The organism is Erwinia sp. AC075, assembly GCF_979253995.1.
The window spans coordinates 3,531,078-3,550,303 of record NZ_CEEDEU010000001.1 but is presented as its reverse complement, the minus strand read 5'-3'; the positions used below and the strand labels follow the sequence as shown (position 1 = coordinate 3,550,303).

Annotated in this window: 18 protein-coding genes; 14 read left to right on the top strand and 4 right to left on the bottom strand. The window is 55.8% G+C overall.

Features of this window, described 5'->3' with window-relative positions; translation table 11 throughout:
• Window positions 1–7: 7 nt before the first annotated feature.
• From AC0IXH_RS16690 to corA, 9 genes are all read left to right on the top strand, one after another.
• Window positions 8–2,563, top strand: a complete 2,556-nt coding sequence (locus AC0IXH_RS16690; RefSeq protein ID WP_013200248.1) for a class I adenylate cyclase — start codon at window positions 8–10, stop codon at window positions 2,561–2,563.
• Window positions 2,564–2,683: 120 nt separating this feature from the next.
• Entirely contained in the window at window positions 2,684–2,920 is a 237-nt protein-coding gene (gene lptM / locus AC0IXH_RS16685) for an LPS translocon maturation chaperone LptM (protein ID WP_041691855.1), read from the top strand.
• A 27-nt stretch (window positions 2,921–2,947) separates the two neighbouring features.
• Window positions 2,948–3,772 carry a diaminopimelate epimerase gene (gene dapF, locus AC0IXH_RS16680; protein ID WP_013200250.1) on the top strand — a complete coding sequence of 275 codons (825 nt, stop codon included), beginning with the start codon at window positions 2,948–2,950 and terminating at the stop codon, window positions 3,770–3,772.
• A complete protein-coding gene (locus AC0IXH_RS16675; RefSeq protein ID WP_013200251.1) occupies window positions 3,769–4,476 on the top strand; it encodes a DUF484 domain-containing protein in 708 nt (235 codons plus the stop codon). The genes dapF and AC0IXH_RS16675 overlap by 4 nt, the downstream gene beginning before the upstream one ends.
• Window positions 4,473–5,381, top strand: coding sequence for a tyrosine recombinase XerC (gene xerC, locus AC0IXH_RS16670; RefSeq protein ID WP_471720735.1), 909 nt, complete (start codon window positions 4,473–4,475; stop codon window positions 5,379–5,381). The genes AC0IXH_RS16675 and xerC overlap by 4 nt, the downstream gene beginning before the upstream one ends.
• Entirely contained in the window at window positions 5,381–6,097 is a 717-nt protein-coding gene (gene yigB, locus AC0IXH_RS16665) for a 5-amino-6-(5-phospho-D-ribitylamino)uracil phosphatase YigB (RefSeq protein ID WP_013200253.1), read from the top strand. Before xerC ends, yigB begins: the two co-directional genes overlap by 1 nt.
• A gap of 57 nt (window positions 6,098–6,154) precedes the next feature.
• The gene (uvrD, locus tag AC0IXH_RS16660) at window positions 6,155–8,317 is read left to right on the top strand and encodes a DNA helicase II (RefSeq protein WP_013200254.1); all 2,163 of its coding nucleotides are present in this window, start codon (window positions 6,155–6,157) and stop codon (window positions 8,315–8,317) included.
• A 157-nt stretch (window positions 8,318–8,474) separates the two neighbouring features.
• A complete protein-coding gene (gene ysgD, locus AC0IXH_RS16655) occupies window positions 8,475–8,531 on the top strand; it encodes a YsgD/CorL family protein (RefSeq protein WP_371732180.1) in 57 nt (18 codons plus the stop codon).
• A gap of 151 nt (window positions 8,532–8,682) precedes the next feature.
• Window positions 8,683–9,636, top strand: a complete 954-nt coding sequence (gene corA, locus AC0IXH_RS16650; RefSeq protein ID WP_013200255.1) for a magnesium/cobalt transporter CorA — start codon at window positions 8,683–8,685, stop codon at window positions 9,634–9,636.
• Window positions 9,637–9,689: 53 nt separating this feature from the next.
• Here corA and rarD read toward each other — a convergent pair whose 3' ends face one another.
• Both rarD and AC0IXH_RS16640 read right to left on the bottom strand, forming a co-directional pair.
• Entirely contained in the window at window positions 9,690–10,592 is a 903-nt protein-coding gene (gene rarD / locus AC0IXH_RS16645; RefSeq protein ID WP_134823189.1) for an EamA family transporter RarD, read from the bottom strand.
• A 66-nt stretch (window positions 10,593–10,658) separates the two neighbouring features.
• Window positions 10,659–11,129 carry a thioesterase family protein gene (locus AC0IXH_RS16640; protein WP_041692183.1) on the bottom strand — a complete coding sequence of 157 codons (471 nt, stop codon included), beginning with the start codon at window positions 11,127–11,129 and terminating at the stop codon, window positions 10,659–10,661.
• Window positions 11,130–11,300: 171 nt separating this feature from the next.
• Between AC0IXH_RS16640 and pldA the strand changes: the two genes are divergently transcribed.
• Together pldA and recQ are read left to right on the top strand one after the other, a co-directional pair.
• Window positions 11,301–12,179 carry a phospholipase A gene (gene pldA, locus AC0IXH_RS16635; RefSeq protein ID WP_041691856.1) on the top strand — a complete coding sequence of 293 codons (879 nt, stop codon included), beginning with the start codon at window positions 11,301–11,303 and terminating at the stop codon, window positions 12,177–12,179.
• Between the two features lie 54 nt (window positions 12,180–12,233).
• Complete coding sequence (gene recQ / locus AC0IXH_RS16630) at window positions 12,234–14,060, top strand: ATP-dependent DNA helicase RecQ (protein ID WP_013200259.1); 1,827 nt, start codon at window positions 12,234–12,236, stop codon at window positions 14,058–14,060.
• Window positions 14,061–14,106: 46 nt separating this feature from the next.
• Here recQ and rhtB read toward each other — a convergent pair whose 3' ends face one another.
• Window positions 14,107–14,730 (bottom strand): homoserine/homoserine lactone efflux protein, encoded by a 624-nt coding sequence (rhtB, locus tag AC0IXH_RS16625; RefSeq protein ID WP_013200260.1) that lies wholly within the window; start codon window positions 14,728–14,730, stop codon window positions 14,107–14,109.
• 115 nt (window positions 14,731–14,845) lie between these two features.
• On the opposite strand from rhtB, the gene pldB reads away from it, so the two are divergent.
• Together pldB and yigL are read left to right on the top strand one after the other, a co-directional pair.
• Window positions 14,846–15,838, top strand: a complete 993-nt coding sequence (pldB, locus tag AC0IXH_RS16620) for a lysophospholipase L2 (RefSeq protein ID WP_471720734.1) — start codon at window positions 14,846–14,848, stop codon at window positions 15,836–15,838.
• A gap of 74 nt (window positions 15,839–15,912) precedes the next feature.
• A complete protein-coding gene (yigL, locus tag AC0IXH_RS16615) occupies window positions 15,913–16,713 on the top strand; it encodes a sugar/pyridoxal phosphate phosphatase YigL (RefSeq protein ID WP_053142069.1) in 801 nt (266 codons plus the stop codon).
• Between the two features lie 37 nt (window positions 16,714–16,750).
• Here the strand turns inward: yigL and glpT are convergent, their stop codons facing one another.
• On the bottom strand, window positions 16,751–18,100 hold the full coding sequence (gene glpT, locus AC0IXH_RS16610; RefSeq protein ID WP_013200263.1) for a glycerol-3-phosphate transporter: 1,350 nt from the start codon (window positions 18,098–18,100) through the stop codon (window positions 16,751–16,753).
• A 267-nt stretch (window positions 18,101–18,367) separates the two neighbouring features.
• On the opposite strand from glpT, the gene AC0IXH_RS16605 reads away from it, so the two are divergent.
• Complete coding sequence (locus AC0IXH_RS16605) at window positions 18,368–19,222, top strand: carboxylate/amino acid/amine transporter (RefSeq protein ID WP_013200264.1); 855 nt, start codon at window positions 18,368–18,370, stop codon at window positions 19,220–19,222.
• The last annotated feature ends 4 nt before the right edge of the window (window positions 19,223–19,226 follow it).

Below are 19,226 nucleotides of genomic sequence, written 5' to 3'. Positions count from 1 at the left end.
AGACGTCTTGTACCTCTACATAGAGACACTGAAACAGAGACTGGATGCTATCAACCAGCTGCGCGTAGATCGCGCGCTGGCTGCTATGGGACCTTCGTTCCAACAGGTCTACAGTCTGCTGCCAACCTTATTACATTATCATCATCCGCTGATGCCGGGTTACCTCGAAGGTAACGTTCCACATGGCATCAGCTTTTACACGCCTGATGAAAGCCAAATTGATTATCTCAATGATTTAGAAGGTAAATCTGGATCATTCGCTGCCATTCCGCCCCGCGGCGAACTGCCAATTACCGGCGTGTATTCGATGGGCAGTACCTCTTCTGTTGGTCAAAACCTCACCTCCGACCTCGATATCTGGGTCTGCCACCAGTCATGGCTGGATAATGAAGAGCGCCTGGCGCTGCAAAAGAAATGTACCCGCCTGCAGAAATGGTGTGCGTCGATGGGCGTTGAAGTCAGCTTCTTCCTGATTGATGAAAACCGTTTCCGCCATAACGAGAGCGGCAGCCTCGGCGGGGAAGATTGCGGCTCCACGCAGCATATCCTGCTGCTGGATGAGTTTTACCGCACCGCAGTGCGGCTGGCGGGTAAGCGTATTCTGTGGAATATGGTGCCGGGAGAAGAGGAAGAGCATTACGACGATTACGTCATGTCACTCTATCAAAAGGGCGTGTTAACCCCGAACGAGTGGCTTGATTTGGGCGGCCTGGGCACGCTGTCTGCCGAAGAGTATTTCGGTGCCAGCCTGTGGCAGCTGTATAAAAGTATCGATTCTCCGTACAAAGCGGTGTTGAAAACCCTGTTGCTGGAAGCCTACTCGTGGGAATACCCGAGTACTCAGCTGCTGGCGATGGACATCAAGCAGCGCCTGCATGACGGGGAAATCGTTTCTTACGGCCTCGACCCTTACTGCATGATGCTGGAAAGAGTGACGTATTACCTCACCAGCATTGACGATCATGCCCGTCTGGATCTGGTTCGCCGCTGCTTCTATCTGAAAGTCTGCGAAAAGCTGTCGGTTGATCACGGCAAGTCTGGCTGGCGGCGCGAAATTCTTAATCAGCTGGTGACGGAATGGGGTTGGGATGCGGATCGCATCACGATGCTGGACAGCCGCGCCGACTGGAAAATTGAACGGGTGCGTGAAGCCCACAACGAACTGCTGGATGCGATGATGCAGAGTTATCGCAACCTGATCCGCTTCGCCCGTCGTAACAACCTGAGCGTTAGCGCCAGCCCGCAGGATATCGGGGTGTTGACCCGTAAACTGTACGCGGCTTTTGAAGCGCTGCCGGGCAAAGTGACGCTGGTGAACCCGCAAATTTCGCCGGATCTTTCTGAATCGCATCTGACCTTTATTCATGTGCCGCATGGCCGTGCCAACCGCGCGGGCTGGTATTTGTATAATCAGTCGCCGGATATGCAATCGATCATCAGCCATCAACCGCTGGAATATAACCGTTACCTGAATAAGCTGGTGGCCTGGGCCTGGTTTAACGGCCTGCTGACCAGCAAAACCCGCCTGCACATTAAAGGCAATGAAATCTGTGACCTCGCCAGATTACAGGAGCTGGTCGCTGACGTGTCGCACCACTTCCCGTTGCGGGTGCCCTCACCAACGCCGAAAGCGCTCTACAGTCCCTGTGAAATCCGCCATCTGGCCATTATCGTTAACCTCGAATATGACCCGACCGCCGCTTTCCGCAATCAGGTGGTGCATTTTGACTTCCGTAAGCTGGACGTCTTCAGCTTTGGTCAGCAGCAGCAGTGCCTGATTGGCAGCATCGATCTGCTTTATCGCAACTCGTGGAATGAAGTGCGCACGCTGCACTTTAATGGCGAGCAGGCGATGATCGAAGGATTGAAAACCATCCTTGGCAAAATGCACCAGGATGCTGCGCCGCCAGACTCAGTGGAAGTGTTCTGCTACAGCCAGCATTTGCGCGGATTAATCCGTACCCGCGTTCAGCAGTTGGTGTCGGAATGCATCGAGCTGCGCCTGTCCAGCACCCGTCTGGAACCCGGGCGTTTCAAAGCGGTACGTGTGGCAGGTCAGACCTGGGGTCTGTTCTTTGAACGGCTGAGCGTGTCGGTGCAGAAGCTGGAAAACGCCGTCGAATTCTATGGCGCTATCTCCAACAACAAATTACATGGCCTGTCGATCAAGGTGGAAACCGATCAGACGCGCCTGCCTGCTGTCGTAAATGGCTACGCCAGCGAAGGGCTCATCCAGTTCTTCTTCGAAGATACCAAAGACGATTTCGGCTTTAATATCTACATTCTGGATGAAACCAACCGGGTAGAGATTTATCACCATTGTGAAGGCAGTAAAGAGGATCTGGTGCGCGACGTGAGCCGCTTCTACTCCTCTTCACACGATCGCTTCACCTACGGCTCGAGCTTTATCAACTTCAATCTGCCGCAGTTCTACCAGATTGTGAATGTTGACGACCGTTTCCAGGTCATCCCTTTCCGCAGCCAGACGCTGGCCCAACTTTGCGCCACCGTCTCGGATAACGATCCGAACGGCGACTACGCCCAACGCTATCAAATGCATTGATGTCATGGCGGGATGCTTTCCGCCACTGACTGTGACATCGAATCAGCTTTTCCTGTTGCTTTTAGCACTTCACCTGCGATGATAGACAACAAACAGGCCCTGATAACGAGCAGAATAAGCATGAACAAAATGATTTGCCGGATGGCGCTGGTGCTGGCTGTAGTCAGCCTGGCAGGGTGCGGACTGAAAGGACCTTTGTACTTCCCGCCGCAGGAAAAGCCAAAGCAGCAAACCACTGAGAGCACCAAAAAGACACCCGCGACCGCCACGGATCAGCGCGCTGTCACGACGCCAGCTCAGAATGGAACGCAGAGCCAGCCTTCGACCACCGAACCGGAAACGCAAACGGCTCAGTAAACTATGACGCACTCGTTGGAGCCAAAAATGCAGTTCTCCAAAATGCACGGTCTGGGCAATGACTTTATGGTGGTCGATGCCGTGACGCAAAACGTCTATTTTTCTCCAGAATTGATCCGGCGTCTGGCGGATCGTCATCTGGGGATCGGTTTCGATCAGCTGCTGATCGTCGAGCCACCGTACGATCCCGATCTCGACTTCCATTACCGTATTTTCAATGCTGATGGCAGTGAAGTTGCCCAGTGCGGCAATGGCGCGCGCTGTTTTGCCCGCTTCGTGCGGTTGAAAGGGCTGACCAACAAGAATGATATTCGCGTCAGCACGCAAACCGGGCGTATGGTGCTTAGCGTCACGCAGGATGAGCTGGTTTGCGTCAACATGGGTGAACCCAACTTCGATCCGCAACAGGTGCCGTTCCGCGCCAATAAAGCCGAAAACCTCTACCTGATGCGCGTTGCTGAGCAAACCATCATGTGTGGCGTGGTGTCGATGGGTAATCCTCACTGTGTGCTGCAAGTGGACAGCGTGAAAACCGCCGCTGTCGAAAGCCTGGGTCCGGTGCTGGAAAGTCACGATCGCTTCCCTGAGCGCGTTAACGTCGGCTTTATGGAAGTGGTCAGCCGTGAACACATCCGCCTGCGCGTGTATGAGCGTGGCGCGGGTGAAACTCAGGCCTGCGGTAGCGGAGCCTGTGCGGCGGTTGCCGTCGGCATTCAGCAGGCGCTGCTGGCTGAAAAAGTACGCGTCGATCTGCCTGGCGGCAGCTTAAACATTGCCTGGAAAGGCCCGGGACATCCGCTGTATATGACCGGTCCAGCCACTCACGTTTATGACGGATTTATTCATTTATGAAAAATGTCGGAGAACAACAGGCGACCAGCGAATTGCTGCTGGACGATCGAGCGGTCAGCGAGTTCCTGCTGCAAAATCCGGACTTCTTTATCCGTAATGCCCGTCAGGTTGAGCAGATGCTGGTGCCCCATCCGGTGCGCGGTACGGTCTCGCTGGTGGAGTGGCAGCTGGCTCGCCAGCGCAACCATATCACCCAGTTAGAAGAAGAGATCACCCTGCTGATGGAGCAGGCCAGCGCGAATCAGCAGCTGTTTGACCGCCTGTTATCCCTGCAGGCCCGCCTTGCGGCCGCAGACAGCCTGCACGATATGCTTAATCGCCTGCATCGCTGGGCCAGAGAGCTGGGGCTGGCAGGCGCTAACGTCCGCCTGTTCAGCGAGAAATGGCGGATTGGCGCGCCTTCTGACTTCACTCAGCTCGCGCTTTCCCGACACGCTTTTGAATCCGTCCGCATCCAGCGGCTGGGTAAACAGCAGCATTACCTGGGCAGCCTGAATGGCCCTGAGCTGTTGCTGTTGCTGCCTCAGGCCAAAGCGATTGGTTCGGTGGCGATGTCGCTGATGGGCGAACAGGGCGATCTGGGCGTGCTGATTTTCAGCAGCCGTGACACGCAGCATTATCAGTCAGGCATGGGAACCGTGCTGTTACAGCACCTCTCTCTGATGCTGCCCGATCTGCTGACGCGCTGGGTCGAACGCGCATGAGCAGTGACTCGCCTCTACAACCCGCCGTAGAGGGATTCCTGCGCTACCTGAAGGTAGAGCGCCAGCTCAGTCCGCTGACTCAAAGCAATTACCAACGCCAGCTTGCCGCCTGCCTTGCCTTGCTCACCGAGATGAAGCTAACGGCCTGGGACAAGCTGGATGCGGCGCAGGTGCGTTCGCTGGCGGCCCGCAGCCGTCGCGGCGGCCTGAAACCGGCCAGCCTGGCCTTACGTCTGTCCGCACTCCGCAGCTTCCTCGACTGGCAAATCAGCCAGGGCGTGCTGAAAGCCAATCCGGCAAAAGGCGTAGCCACGCCGCGCGCGCCGCGCCATCTGCCGAAGAATATCGATGTGGATGAAGTCAGCCAGCTGCTGGATATCGACCTGAACGATCCGCTGGCGGTGCGCGACCGCGCCATGCTCGAAATTATGTACGGTGCCGGATTGCGTCTGTCAGAGCTGGTGGGCATCAATACCGGCCATCTGGACTTAGCTTCGGGTGAAGTGTGGGTGGTGGGTAAAGGCAGCAAGGAGCGACGCTTGCCGATTGGCCGCACCGCCGTGCAATGGATGGAACACTGGCTGGAAATGCGCGAACTGTTTGCCCACGAAGACCAGGCGGTTTTCCTGTCGAAGTACGGTAAACGCATGTCCGCCCGCAACGTGCAAAAGCGCTTCGCCGAGTGGGGCGTGAAGCAGGGCGTTTCCAGCCATATTCACCCGCATAAATTGCGCCACTCTTTTGCCACCCATATGCTGGAGTCCAGCGGCGATTTGCGCGCGGTGCAGGAGTTACTGGGTCATGCCAACCTCAGCACCACCCAGATTTATACCCATCTCGACTTCCAACACCTGGCGTCGGTTTACGATGCCGCCCATCCCCGTGCCAAACGAGGAAAATCCTGATGCACTTTTACCGACCGCTGCGACCGATTGCCGCGATGACCTTTGATCTGGATGACACGCTGTACGACAACTATCCGGTGATCATGCGTACCACTGAAGAGTCGCACGCTTTCCTGCAGTCTTATCATCCGGCCTTAAACCATTTCAGCGTTGAGCAATATCAGCAGCTGCGCGACAGCCTGCGCGAGCAGGAGCCAGACATTTATCACGATGTCAGCGAGTGGCGACGCCGCGCGGTGGAACTGGCGATGCTGAATGCCGGCCTGACGCCGCGCGAATCCGAAGAAGGTTCACGCGCAGCGATGGCGCACTTCGCTCACTGGCGCAGCAAGATCGACGTGCCGGAAGAGACCCATCAGACGCTGGCCACGCTGGCAAAACAGATCCCGCTGGTGGCGATCACCAACGGTAACGCTGAGCCGCACCTGTTTGGTCTGGACAAGTACTTCCAGTTTATCCTGCGTGCCGGTCCGGATGGCCGCGCCAAGCCGTATGACGATATGTATCACGTTGCGGCTGAGAAGCTGAATCTGCCGCTACAGAGTATTCTGCATGTGGGCGATGACCTGACGACTGACGTTGCGGGTTCAGTGCGTTGCGGTATGCAGGCCTGCTGGATCAATCTGCGCAAAGGCAACCTGATGCATATCGCAGATTCCCGCCTGCTTCCCACGCTGGAAATTTCGCAGTTGGCATCGCTGACTGCGCTGATATAATAGACTGGTTAAATATCCAGTGGAGCGCGTGGCGCTCCCCCTTTCCTGACGGTGCCTATGGACGTTTCTGACCTGCTAGACAGCTTGAATGACAAACAACGCGACGCCGTTGCCGCGCCGCGCAGCAACTTGCTGGTGCTGGCTGGTGCTGGCAGCGGCAAGACACGCGTGCTGGTTCATCGTATTGCCTGGCTGATGGCCGTTGAAAACTGCTCACCTTATTCGATTATGGCGGTGACCTTCACCAACAAAGCGGCGGCAGAGATGCGTCATCGCATAGAGCAGCTGATCGGCACCAGTCAGGGCGGAATGTGGATTGGGACTTTCCATGGCCTGGCGCACCGTTTGCTGCGTGCGCACCACCTGGACGCCAATCTGCCACAGGATTTTCAGATTCTGGACAGTGAAGATCAGCTGAGGTTGTTGAAGCGCCTGATCAAAGCGATGAATCTGGATGACAAGCAGTGGCCCGCGCGTCAGGCGATGTGGTACATCAACGGCAAGAAAGACGAAGGGCTGCGCCCGAAACATATCGAAAGCTACGGCAATCCGGTTGAGCAAACCTGGTTACGCATTTACCAGGCCTATCAGGAAGCCTGCGATCGCGCCGGGCTGGTGGATTTTGCCGAACTGCTGCTGCGTGCTCACGAGCTGTGGCTCAACAAACCGCATATCCTCAACCACTATCGCGAGCGTTTTACCAACGTGCTGGTGGATGAGTTCCAGGATACCAACAACATTCAGTACGCCTGGATCCGCATGCTGGCAGGTGACACCGGCAAGGTGATCATTGTTGGCGATGACGATCAGTCCATTTATGGCTGGCGTGGTGCGCAGGTCGAAAACATTCAGCGTTTCCTGACCGACTTCAAAGGGGCCGAAACGGTTCGTCTTGAGCAGAACTATCGCTCGACCAATAACATCCTTAAAGCCGCTAACACTCTGATCGCCAATAACAATGGCCGTCTGGGTAAAGAGCTGTGGACCGATGGCAAAGATGGCGAACCGATTTCGATTTACTGCGCCTTTAACGAGCTGGATGAAGCCCGCTTTGTGGTCAACCGCATTAAGGTGTGGATGGAAAACGGCGGGGCGCTGAAAGACTGCGCCATCCTGTATCGCAGTAATGCCCAGTCGCGCGTGCTGGAAGAGGCCTTGCTGCAAACCAGCATGCCTTACCGCATTTATGGCGGTCAGCGCTTCTTCGAACGTCAGGAAATCAAAGATGCGCTGGCGTATCTGCGAATGATCTCCAACCGTAACGACGATGCGGCATTTGAACGTGTGGTGAACACGCCAACCCGCGGCATCGGCGATCGTACGCTGGACGTTGTGCGTCAGACCGCCCGCGAACGTCAGCTGACCTTGTGGCAGAGTACCCGCGCGCTGTTGCAGGAAAAAGCGCTGGCGGGTCGCGCCGCTTCTGCTCTGCAGCGCTTCACCGAGCTGGTGGATTCGCTGGCGCAGGAAACCAGTGAAATGCCACTGCACGTGCAGACTGACCGGGTGATCAAGGATTCCGGCCTGTGGTTGATGTACGACCAGGAGAAGGGCGAGAAGGGCCAGGCGCGTATTGAAAACCTTGAGGAGCTGGTCAACGCCACCCGGCAGTACAGCTATCAGGATGAAGATGAAGATCTGATGCCGTTGCAGGCATTCCTGTCACATGCTGCGCTGGAGGCGGGCGAAGGTCAGGCCGACAAATGGCAGGATGCGGTGCAACTGATGACCATGCACGCCGCCAAAGGTCTGGAATTTATTCAGGTGTTTATCGTCGGCATGGAAGAGGGCATGTTCCCCAGCCAGATGTCGCTGGAAGAAGGCGGCCGGCTGGAAGAGGAACGCCGCCTGGCGTATGTCGGCGTGACGCGAGCGATGCAAAAGCTCACCCTGACCTACGCTGAAACCCGCCGCCTGTATGGCAAAGAGGTGAATCACCGTCCTTCCCGCTTTATCGGCGAACTGCCGGTGGAGTGCATCGAGGAAGTTCGCCTGCGCGCCAGCGTCAGCCGGCCGGTTAACCATCAGCGTATGGGCACGCCGCTGGCACAGAATGACAGTGGCTTTGCGCTGGGCCAGCGGGTGCGGCATGCCAAGTTTGGTGAAGGTACCATCGTTAATCTGGAAGGCAGCGGTGAACACAGCCGTCTTCAGGTGGCATTTCAGGGGCAGGGCATCAAATGGCTGGTCGCTGCCTATGCGAAGCTTGAAGCAGTTTAATCACGTTTACGGGGTGAGTTTTTCGTCACCCCGATCCTCTCTCCTGCTCGCTTAACACTTGTCAATATTTGTTGCGTATTTATGCTGGTACGGTTGTTGACGCCATTTTCAGCACAGCGTAACATGCGCGCACCATTACCCTAAGAGGACATTCGCCTTGGACACACCCAGTACCTACTGGCTCATTGACCTGCAATCCAGGTACAACTCCTAAGGCTATCCTCTTCTGCTGATAGCCTTCGCGGTTGTTGGCGACCTCGCATTTCCGTCGCTCTGAGTCAGATGCTGTTGCTGAGCGAAACGCTCTCGTTTCCTGTGTACAAGCGTATTGTCCCATTCTGATACTGTGAATTGGGAGTACAGCTATGCTGAGCGCATTTAAACTGGATAAAAGCCGCTTAACCCGCCTTGAGCTGGAAGAGCCGAACGACGAGCTGTCCAGCTCCGTTTGGGTCGACCTGATCGAGCCGGAAGAAAATGAGCGTGACCGTGTCCAGAACGAGCTGGGCCAGAGCCTGGCCACCCGCCCTGAATTGGAAGACATCGAAGCCTCAGCACGTTTCTTTGAAGATGAAGACGGCCTGCATATCCACTCCTTTTTCTTCTATGAAGATGCGGATGACCACGCCGGTAACTCCACCGTGGCTTTCACCATTCGTGAAGGGCGTCTGTACACGCTGCGCGAGCGCGAACTGCCTGCTTTTCGTCTCTACAGGATGCGTGCCCGTAACCAGACACTGATCGACGGGAATGCCTACGAGCTGTTGCTGGATCTGTTCGAGACCAAAATTGAACAGCTGGCGGATGAAATCGAAAACATCTACAGCGATCTGGAAAAGCTCAGCCGCGTGATTATGGAAGGTCAGCAGGGCGACGAATTCGATGGTGCGCTGTCGACGCTGGCCGAGCTGGAAGATATCGGCTGGAAGGTGCGTTTGTGTCTGATGGATACCCAGCGCGCGCTGAACTTCCTGGTGCGTAAAGCGCGTTTGCCGGGCAATCAGCTGGAGCAGGCACGTGAAATCCTGCGAGATATCGAATCGCTGCTGCCGCATAACGAATCGCTGTTCCAGAAGGTTAACTTCCTGATGCAGGCGGCGATGGGCTTTATCAATATCGAACAGAACCGCATCATCAAGATCTTCTCGGTGGTCTCGGTAGTGTTCCTGCCGCCAACGCTGGTGGCATCCAGCTACGGGATGAACTTCGAGTTTATGCCCGAGCTGAAATGGAGCTTTGGTTACCCAGGCGCGATTACGCTGATGATCCTGGCAGGGCTGGCGCCTTACGCCTACTTCAAGCGTAAAAACTGGCTTTAATCCCGGCTGCAAAAAACGAAAACCCCGCGAAAGCGGGGTTTTTGTTTCAACACTCAGGCCAGACCTGGCTGCCTGCTCCGCTTCAGCGTCCACACCGCATCCAGAATAAACAGTGCCAGCGCGGCCCAGATAAAGCTGAAGGTCACCACTTTATCAGGCGTCATCTGCTCACCATAAAACACCACGGCCAGCAGGAACATCAGCGTCGGGCCCAGATACTGGAAGAAGCCAACGGTCGACAGGCGCAGCCTGCTACAGGCGGCAGTAAACAGCATCAGCGGAATGGTGGTGACGATCCCGGCGGCCACCAGCAACAGGTTCAGCGTCAGTGGATTCTGGCTCAGGTGGCTGGTGCTGGAATCAGCAATGCCAAACAGGTAAATAGCCGCCACCGGCAGCAGCCAGCTGGTTTCGACCAACATGCCGGTCTGGGCATCCACGCCAATCTTTTTGCGGATCAGGCCATAGGCGGAAAAGGTGACCGCCAGCCCGATAGCAATGATCGGCACCGAACCAAACTTCCACAGCTGAATGAGTACACCACAGGCGGCCAGCGCCACCGCCAGCCACTGCAGGCGACGAAAGCGTTCTTTCAGGAATACCATGCCCACCACCACGTTCAGCAGCGGATTGATAAAGTATCCCAGGCTGGCTTCCAGGATATGCTGATTATTCACCGCCCAGATAAAAATCAGCCAGTTTGCACAGATAACCGTGGCCGAGACCGCCAGCATCAGGATCTTTTTCGGCTGCTGCAGGATCAGCTTCACTTTGGCCCAGTTCCGGCTGAGACTGACCAGCAACAGCATAAAGAAGAATGACCAAATCACCCGGTGCGTCATGATTTCGCCCGGCGCGACCTGTTGCAGAAGTTTGAAATAGGCTGGGGCAATACCCCAGATAAAATAGGCGCCGAGGGCAAAAAAGATCCCCTGGCGGGTGTGTTGCGCATCCATGAAAACAGGCTCCATCAGGTCTAATGTAGGGGTGTAGGGACTGCTATTGACGGCATGATGAGCGCATTAACCCGTCAGGTAGGTGGCCGTAGCGCTGGCAATATACAGGCCCGTGTCGTTATGCAGTTCAACGCGCGCGACCGAGACCTTATTGCCGCCCCGCAGCAGGCTGCTGGTGGCAATAAACCGCTCTCCGCGACCCGGACGAAGATAATCGACCCGCAGATCGATGGTGCCCATACGCGATAATCGCTGACGCAGCTCCTCTTCGGTAATACTCTCCTGACGCGTCAGCGCGCTGCTGACGCAGACCAGACCGGCCGCCACGTCCAGCACTGACGCGATCACGCCACCGTGCAAAATCTTCTGCGCCACATTGCCCACCAGCTGGGTCTGATTGGCGAAGCTCAGCTCGGCGTAATCGGGTTCCAGCCGGTCTAAATGCAGGCCCAGCGCCTGGTTAAACGGCATATGATAAACAAAAATGTCACCGATCAGGCGGCGCGCGGCATCCTGAGTCAGAGGGACTGCAGACATCATGAGAATTCCTTTGCGGCAATGTCATTTTAATGGGAAGCAGCTGGCCATATTAGGCTCAGGCGGGTCAGGTTTCCACTTTACAAAAACAGCGCTAATGCCACACTCGCTTTCTGTGTAGAATGGCGTGCTTTTTATCCACTTATCCCTTTATTCGCTCTGGAGAACATTATGCCTATGCTGAGAGGATTGCTGGTTGCAGCCTTCCTGTTTCCCACATTAGTTCTGGCACAAGAGGCCACGGTCACTGAGGTTCATGACAAGCCCGCCGTGCCTGGCAGTATCATTGCTAACCTGTTGGAAAAGCATGACAACCCTTTCGTTCTTTTCCCGTACGAAAGTAACTATGTTCTGTATACCGACACCAGCAACATCAATAAAGATGCGATCCAGACCTATAACTGGGGCAATAAAGCCAAGCATGATGAAGTGAAATTCCAGCTTAGCCTGGCGTTTCCGCTGTGGCGTGGCATTTTGGGTGATAACTCAGTGCTGGCGGCGTCTTATACGCAAAGCAACTGGTGGCAGCTTTCAAACCGCGGTGCGTCTTCACCGTTTCGTGAAACTGACTACCAGCCACAGATCTTCGTGGGATGGGCAACGGATTACACCTTTGCCGGCTGGACGCTGCGAGATATCGAAACCGGTCTGAACCACCAGTCCAACGGACGCTCAGAACCGACGTCGCGAAGCTGGAACCGTGTCTATGCGCGTTTGATGGCGCAGAACGGCAACTGGATGGTCGAAGCCAAACCCTGGTACCGCCTTCCAGAAAATGAAAATAATGATGATAACCCGGATATCACTAAGTACATGGGGTATTATCGCCTGACCGTTGGCTATCAGTGGGGCGAGAGCATTTTCAGCGTGAAGAGCAACTATAACTGGAACAGCGGTTATGGCGGCGCGGAAATGGGCTGGAGCTACCCGATGACCAATCACGTTCGCTTCTACACTCAGGTGTTCAGCGGCTATGGTGAATCACTGATTGACTACAATCACCGCCAGACGCGCGTGGGTGTGGGCGTGATGTTGAACGACCTGTTTTAATGTTTTTGGGTGAGTGGTTGACGCCGCTCACCCCTCATCAGATTTGGGGAATACGTGTCAACGGCAGTTATTAATCAGGAAGCGCTGGCGGAACAGGTACTGCAAGAGACCTTCGGCTACCAGCACTTTCGCCCAGGACAACAATCGATCATTCAGGCCTCACTGAACGGGCGTGACTGCCTGGTCGTTATGCCGACCGGCGGCGGTAAGTCGCTCTGCTATCAAATCCCTGCGCTGGTAAGAGAAGGCCTGACGCTGGTGGTCTCTCCGCTGATCTCGCTGATGAAAGATCAGGTGGATCAGCTGCTGGCTAACGGCGTTTCGGCCGCTTGCCTCAACTCCACCCAGACCCGTGAAGAGCAGCAGGAGGTGATGGCCGGTTGCCGTACGGGTAAAGTGCGGCTGCTGTATATCGCGCCTGAACGCCTGATGATGGATAACTTCCTCGACAATCTGCTGCACTGGAATCCAGCCATGCTGGCGGTCGATGAAGCGCACTGTATTTCTCAGTGGGGCCATGATTTCCGTCCTGAATACGGCGCCCTGGGCCAGCTACGCCAGCGCCTGCCTGATGTGCCGGTGATGGCCCTGACGGCCACGGCGGATGAAACCACCCGCAATGATATTGCGCGTCTGCTTCAGCTGGACGATCCGCTGATCCAAATCAGCAGCTTCGACCGCCCGAATATCCGCTACACGCTGGTCGAAAAATTCAAACCCACCGAGCAGCTGCTCCGCTACGTGCAGGATCAACGGGGCAAGTGCGGCATCATTTACTGTAACAGCCGGGCGAAGGTGGAAGACACCGCCGCCAGGTTGCAAAGCCGTGGGCTGAGCGTCGGCGCCTATCATGCCGGGATGGACAATGCCCATCGCGCGCAGGTTCAGGAAGCATTCCAACGCGATGACCTGCAAATCGTTGTCGCCACGGTGGCGTTCGGCATGGGCATCAACAAGCCCAACGTACGCTTTGTGGTGCACTTTGATATCCCACGCAACATCGAGTCCTATTATCAGGAAACCGGACGCGCCGGGCGCGATGGCCTGCCTGCCGAAGCCCTGATGCTGTACGATCCGGCCGATATGGCCTGGCTGCGCCGTTGCCTGGATGAAAAAGCGCCGGGTCCGTTGCAGGACATTGAGCGACACAAGCTGAACGCTATGGGTGCCTTTGCGGAAGCGCAAACCTGCCGTCGACTGGTGCTACTGAATTACTTTGGCGAAGGTCGTCAGCAGCCTTGCGACAACTGCGATATCTGCCTGGATCCGCCACGCCGTTATGATGGTCTGGTGGAAGCGCAGAAAGCATTATCCGGTATTTATCGCGTTGGGCAGCGTTTTGGTATGGGCTACATTGTTGAAGTGCTGAGAGGCGCGAACAATCAGCGTATCCGCGATATGCAGCACGATAAATTGCCGATTTACGGCATTGGTAAAGATCAGAGCCATGAACACTGGGTGAGCGTGCTGCGTCAGCTGATCCACCTCGGGCTGGTGACGCAAAACATTGCGATGCACTCTGCCCTACAGCTTACGGAAGCGGCCCGGCCGGTCCTCAGGGGCGAAGCCTCACTGATGCTGGCGGTGCCAAGGCTGGTAACGGTCAAAACCCGCAGCAGCAGCCAGAAATCTTACGGCGGCAATTACGATCGCAAGCTGTTCGCCAAGCTGCGTAAATTACGCAAAGCGATTGCCGACGAAAACAACGTCCCGCCGTATGTGGTGTTCAACGATGCCTCGCTGATTGAAATGGCCGAGCAGATGCCGATCACCGCATCAGAGATGCTGGGCGTCAACGGGGTAGGGCAGAAGAAGCTGGAGCGATTTGGTAAACCGTTTATGGTGATGATCCGGGATCACGTCGATGGTGACGAAGAGTAAGGCAATCAGAGGCCGGGCTGGCTGCCCGGCCTTTTCGCTTCGCCTGTCAGGCAATGCGTCGGGCTGAGGCCAGCAACGCACCCACCGCCATAAACATCCCGCCAAAGGTTCTGTTCAGCAACTTCATCTGCTTTGGCCCTTTGATCCAGCCCGCGATGCGCGTTGCTAATGTGGCATAGCCAATCATCACAATGATATCGACCACCACCGTCGTCACGCCCAGCACCAGATACTGAATCGCCTGCGGCTGATGCGGAATGATGAACTGCGGGAACAGCGCCGCCAGAAAAACAATGCTCTTCGGATTAGTCAGGTTAACCAACACCGCCCGCTTAAACAGCTTGCGACGTGGCATGGCTTTCGCCACGGCTTGCAGATCGATACCGCCGCCAGAGCGCCACTGCTGGATGCCCAGCCAGACCAGATAGGCTGCACCTGCCCACTTCAGAATTTCAAACGCCAAAACGGACTGGGAGAACAGCGCGCCCAGCCCAATGCCGACCAGCACAATGTGCAGCGACAGACCGACCTGCAGGCCAGAAATAGAGGCAACCGCGCCACGATAGCCATGGCTGATGCCGGTGCTCATGGTATTAATGGCACCCGAACCCGGGGAAAGACTTAAAATGCTGGTTGTAAGAAGATAAGCCAGCCACCACTCGATGGTCATGGGTAACGCTCCCTGATAGCGCAGAAGTGTGACACAATACGTCATTGTTTGCGGTTGCGCTACGGGATGACGTGAGGTCTTTCGCAGCGGATGAAGGGAGTGAGGGCTGAAGCCGATGACAGGTCGAAAAAACGGCTGGCCAACGCGTGAAAAGGCGTTTGCCGCTTTTGCTACAGGCCCGCTGCTGGATTTCTGGAAGCGCCGGGAAGAGGGTGAATTTACCGGCGTGGAAGACGTGGCGATCCGCTACGTCCGCTTCAGCGCTGCAAAACACGATAACGTTATTCTGCTCTGCCCGGGGCGCATCGAAAGCTACGTGAAATACCCTGAGCTGGCCTACGATCTGTTCCACTGCGGCTATGATGTGGTGATTATCGACCACCGCGGGCAGGGACGTTCGGGCCGGTTGCTGCAGGATTCGCACCGTGGGCACGTAGAAGCCTTCGACCACTATGTCGACGATCTGGAAACGCTGTATCAAAAGGAAATTGCCAGCCGCGATTACCGTTATCGTTATGCGCTTGCTCACTCGATGGGTGGCGCGATCCTGACGCTGATGCTGGCAAGACAGCCGAAAGCGTTCGATGCGGTGGTGCTGGCGTCGCCAATGTTCGGTATCTATCTGCCGATGCCCGTATGGATGGCCAACCAGATCCTGAACTGGGCAGAGAAACGTCCGGCATTCCGTGATGGTTATGCGATGGGCACCGGAAAATGGCGCGCACGCCCGTTTGGTATCAATGCGCTGACCCACAGCCGTGAACGTTACCGGCGCAATCTGCGCTTTTACGCTGACGACCCCGGCCTGCGGGTAGGTGGTCCAACCTACCATTGGGTGCGTGAAGGCGTGCTGGCCGGACAAAGCATTTTAGAGAAAGCGAAAGAAATCACCACGCCGCTGCTGCTGCTGCAGGCCGGTGCGGACAAGGTGGTGGATAACCGGGCCCAGGATTTATTCTGTCAGGCCATGACCACTGCGGGGCAACCCTGCGAAGGGGGAAAACCGTTTGTTATCGACGGCGCGCGTCATGAGATCTTGTTTGAAAAAGACAGCATGCGTGCCGAAGCGCTGGACGCGATCGTCGCGTTTTTTTCCAGACATCCCTAATTGTGCACGACTCAGATATGACTCTCATTAGCGGGCAAGAAAGCATGCCCGATAACAGACAAACCAGAGGTTTTATGTACCCTATCGTTGCTTCCGATCTTGATGGCACCCTGTTGTCTCCGGATCACCGTCTCTCCTCCTTCGCCCGTGAAACGCTGCCGCTGCTGACCCGCAAAGGCGTGAACTTTATTTTTGCCACCGGCCGTCACTATATCGATGTCGCCCAGATGCGCGACAGCTTGGGGATTGATGCGTTTATGATCACCTCCAACGGCGCTCGCGTGCACAATACCGCCGGCGAGCTGGTGTTCAGCCACAACCTGGATGAAGACATCGCCAGTGAGTTGTTTGCGATGCACCACGACCATCAGGACATCTTCACCAACGTCTATCGCGATGAAGAGTGGTTCCTGAACCGCAATCGCCCTGAAGAGATGGATTTTTTCCGTGAGTCCGACTTCAACTATCAGATCTATCAGCCGGGTTCGCTGCCAACCGATGGCATCAGCAAGGTGTTCTTTACCTGTGGTAAGCCCGAACTGCTGATCCCGCTGGAAGAAGCGCTGATCGCACGCTGGGGTGACCGGGTTAACGTCAGTTTCTCGCTGCCAACCTGTCTGGAAGTGATGGCGGGTGGCGTCTCTAAAGGCCACGCGCTGGATGCCGTCTCGCAATCGCTGGGTTACAGCCTGAAGGACTGCATTTCCTTTGGTGACGGCATGAATGATAAAGAGATGCTGAGCATGGCGGGCAAAGGCTGCATCATGAGCAACTCTCACCAGCGCCTGAAAGATTTCCTGCCGGAGCTGGAAGTGATTGGCAGCAACGCGGATAACGCGGTGCCGCATTACCTGCGCAAGATGTACAACGTGTAAGCCGTAATAACCGCCCCGCATCCGGGGCGGTCTCACGTTATTCAGCCGACTTCAGCTGCTGTTTATGTTTGTTTTCACTGAGCATGGTCAGCAGCAGGAAGATCACCGCCAGCACGCAGCCGCCAATCATGATGATAAAGCCGCCGTCCCAGCCAAAGTAATCCACGGTATAACCGACAATCGCGCTTGCCGCGACCGATCCGCCAAGGTAACCAAACAAACCTGTAAAGCCTGCCGCCGTGCCTGCCGCCTTTTTCGGTGCCAGTTCCAGCGCATGCAGTCCAATCAGCATAACCGGGCCATAAATCAGGAAGCCGATGACGATCATACAGGCCATATCGATCCCCGGATTGCCTGCGGGATTCATCCAGTAAATCACCGTGGCAATGGTCACCAGCACCATAAAGAACACCCCGGTCGCTCCGCGATTGCCCTTAAAGACTTTGTCCGACATCCAGCCGCACAGCAACGTTCCTGGGATCCCGGCGTATTCGTAGAAGAAATATGCCCAGGAGGATTTATCCAGCGCGAAGTGCTTAACCTCTTTCAGGTAGGTCGGTGACCAGTCGAGGATGCCGTAACGCAGCAGATACACGAACACGTTCGCCAGCGCGATGTACCACAGCAGTTTGTTCGGCAGAACGTACTGCATAAAGATCTGCTTAGCGGTCAGCTCCTCTTCATGCTTCTCATCGTAATCCACCGGATAGTCGTTCTTGTACTCTTCAATCGGCGGCAAACCACAGGATTGTGGCGTGTCTCGCATCAGCGCAAAGGCAAAAACAGCCACCAGAATCGCGCCGAACGCCGGCATATAGAGCGCTGCTTTCCAGTCGTTAAACCACGCCATGCCCAGCAGGAACAGCAACGGTGGGATGCCGCCGCCAACGTTATGTGCACAGTTCCACACCGACACAATGCCGCCACGCTCTTTCTGTGACCACCAGTGAACCATGGTTCGCCCGCACGGTGGCCAGCCCATGCCCTGGAACCAGCCGCAGAGAAACAGCAGGACAAACATCACCATGATGCTGGACGTAGCCCAGGGCACAAAGCCCATAAACAGCATCACCGCAGCGGCCAGGATCAAACCGGCGGGCAGGAAATAGCGGGGATTAGAGCGGTCCGAGACCGATCCCATAATGAATTTGGAAAAACCGTAAGCGATAGAAATACCGGATAACGCGAAGCCGAGATCGCCCCGTGAGAATCCCTGTTCAATCAGGTAGGGCATGGCCAGCGCGAAGTTTTTACGCACCAGATAGTAGGCGGCGTAACCGAAGAATATACCGAGGAAGATTTGCCAGCGTAGCTTGCGGTAGAGCGGATCCACCTGGCTGGCTTCAACGCGCGGCTGATGAGATGCCGGTTTGAAAATACTTAACATATAAGCCTCCAATGGCGACGTTCTTGTTGTTTTAACCTCCGCGGACGCCTCACGTCATCGATCCGTCCGTCAAAGGGCGTAGGGATGTTCCATTTCGCGCACAGGATAGGGGTTTTCTGCTGTTGAGACTGTGAAGGTTTACGCAAATGTTACATTTTTATGACAGTGCGAAAGGATGAAAAAGCGCCAGATGTAAACTAAATACTTTCCTGCAACTTCGGTCATTTCGTTACACTGGGCGCACTTTTCGCAGCAGGGTCTTCCATTGTGACGTTACTGATTGTCACCACAATTTTGTGGGCATTTTCTTTTAGCCTGATTGGCGAATACCTGGCGGGCCAGGTCGATAGCGTATTTTCGGTATTAGTGCGCCTAGTGCTGGCGGCGGTGGTGTTCCTGCCGTTTCTGCGCTGGCGTGGCTATCGGGCCTCGACCATCCTGATGTACATGGCGGTGGGCGCATTGCAGCTCGGCATCATGTATCTGATCAGTTTCCAGGCCTATCTCTACCTCAGCGTGCAGGAATTCCTGCTGTTTACGGTGATGACGCCGCTGTACGTGACGCTGGTTTATGATTTGCTGACCGGCCGCGGCGTGCGCTGGGGCTATGCCCTTAGCGCGATGCTGGCGGTGGGCGGCGCGGCTATCATCCGCTACGACAAAGTCAGCGATCATTTCTGGTTCGGCCTGATGCTGGTGCAACTGGCGAACCTCATCTTTGCCATTGGCATGGTCGGGTATAAGCGCCTGCAGGAAATCCGGCCGGTACCGCAGCACACCGCGTTCTCCTGGTTCTATCTGGGCGCGGCGATGATTGCCGTTGTGGCGTGGTTTATGTGGGGAAATCCGCAAAAATTACCGACAACTTCGCTGCAGTGGGGCATTTTGATCTGGCTGGGTGTGGTGGCGTCTGGGCTGGGCTACTTTATGTGGAACTATGGTGCGACGCAGGTTGATGCCGGCACGCTGGGGATCATGAACAACATGCATGTGCCCGCCGGACTGCTGGTGAACCTGGCGATCTGGCAGCAGCAGCCACACTGGCCGAGCTTTATTATTGGTGCCGCGGTTATTTTCGCTTCATTGCTGGTGCACCGACACTGGATCGTGAAAGGCCGATAGCATG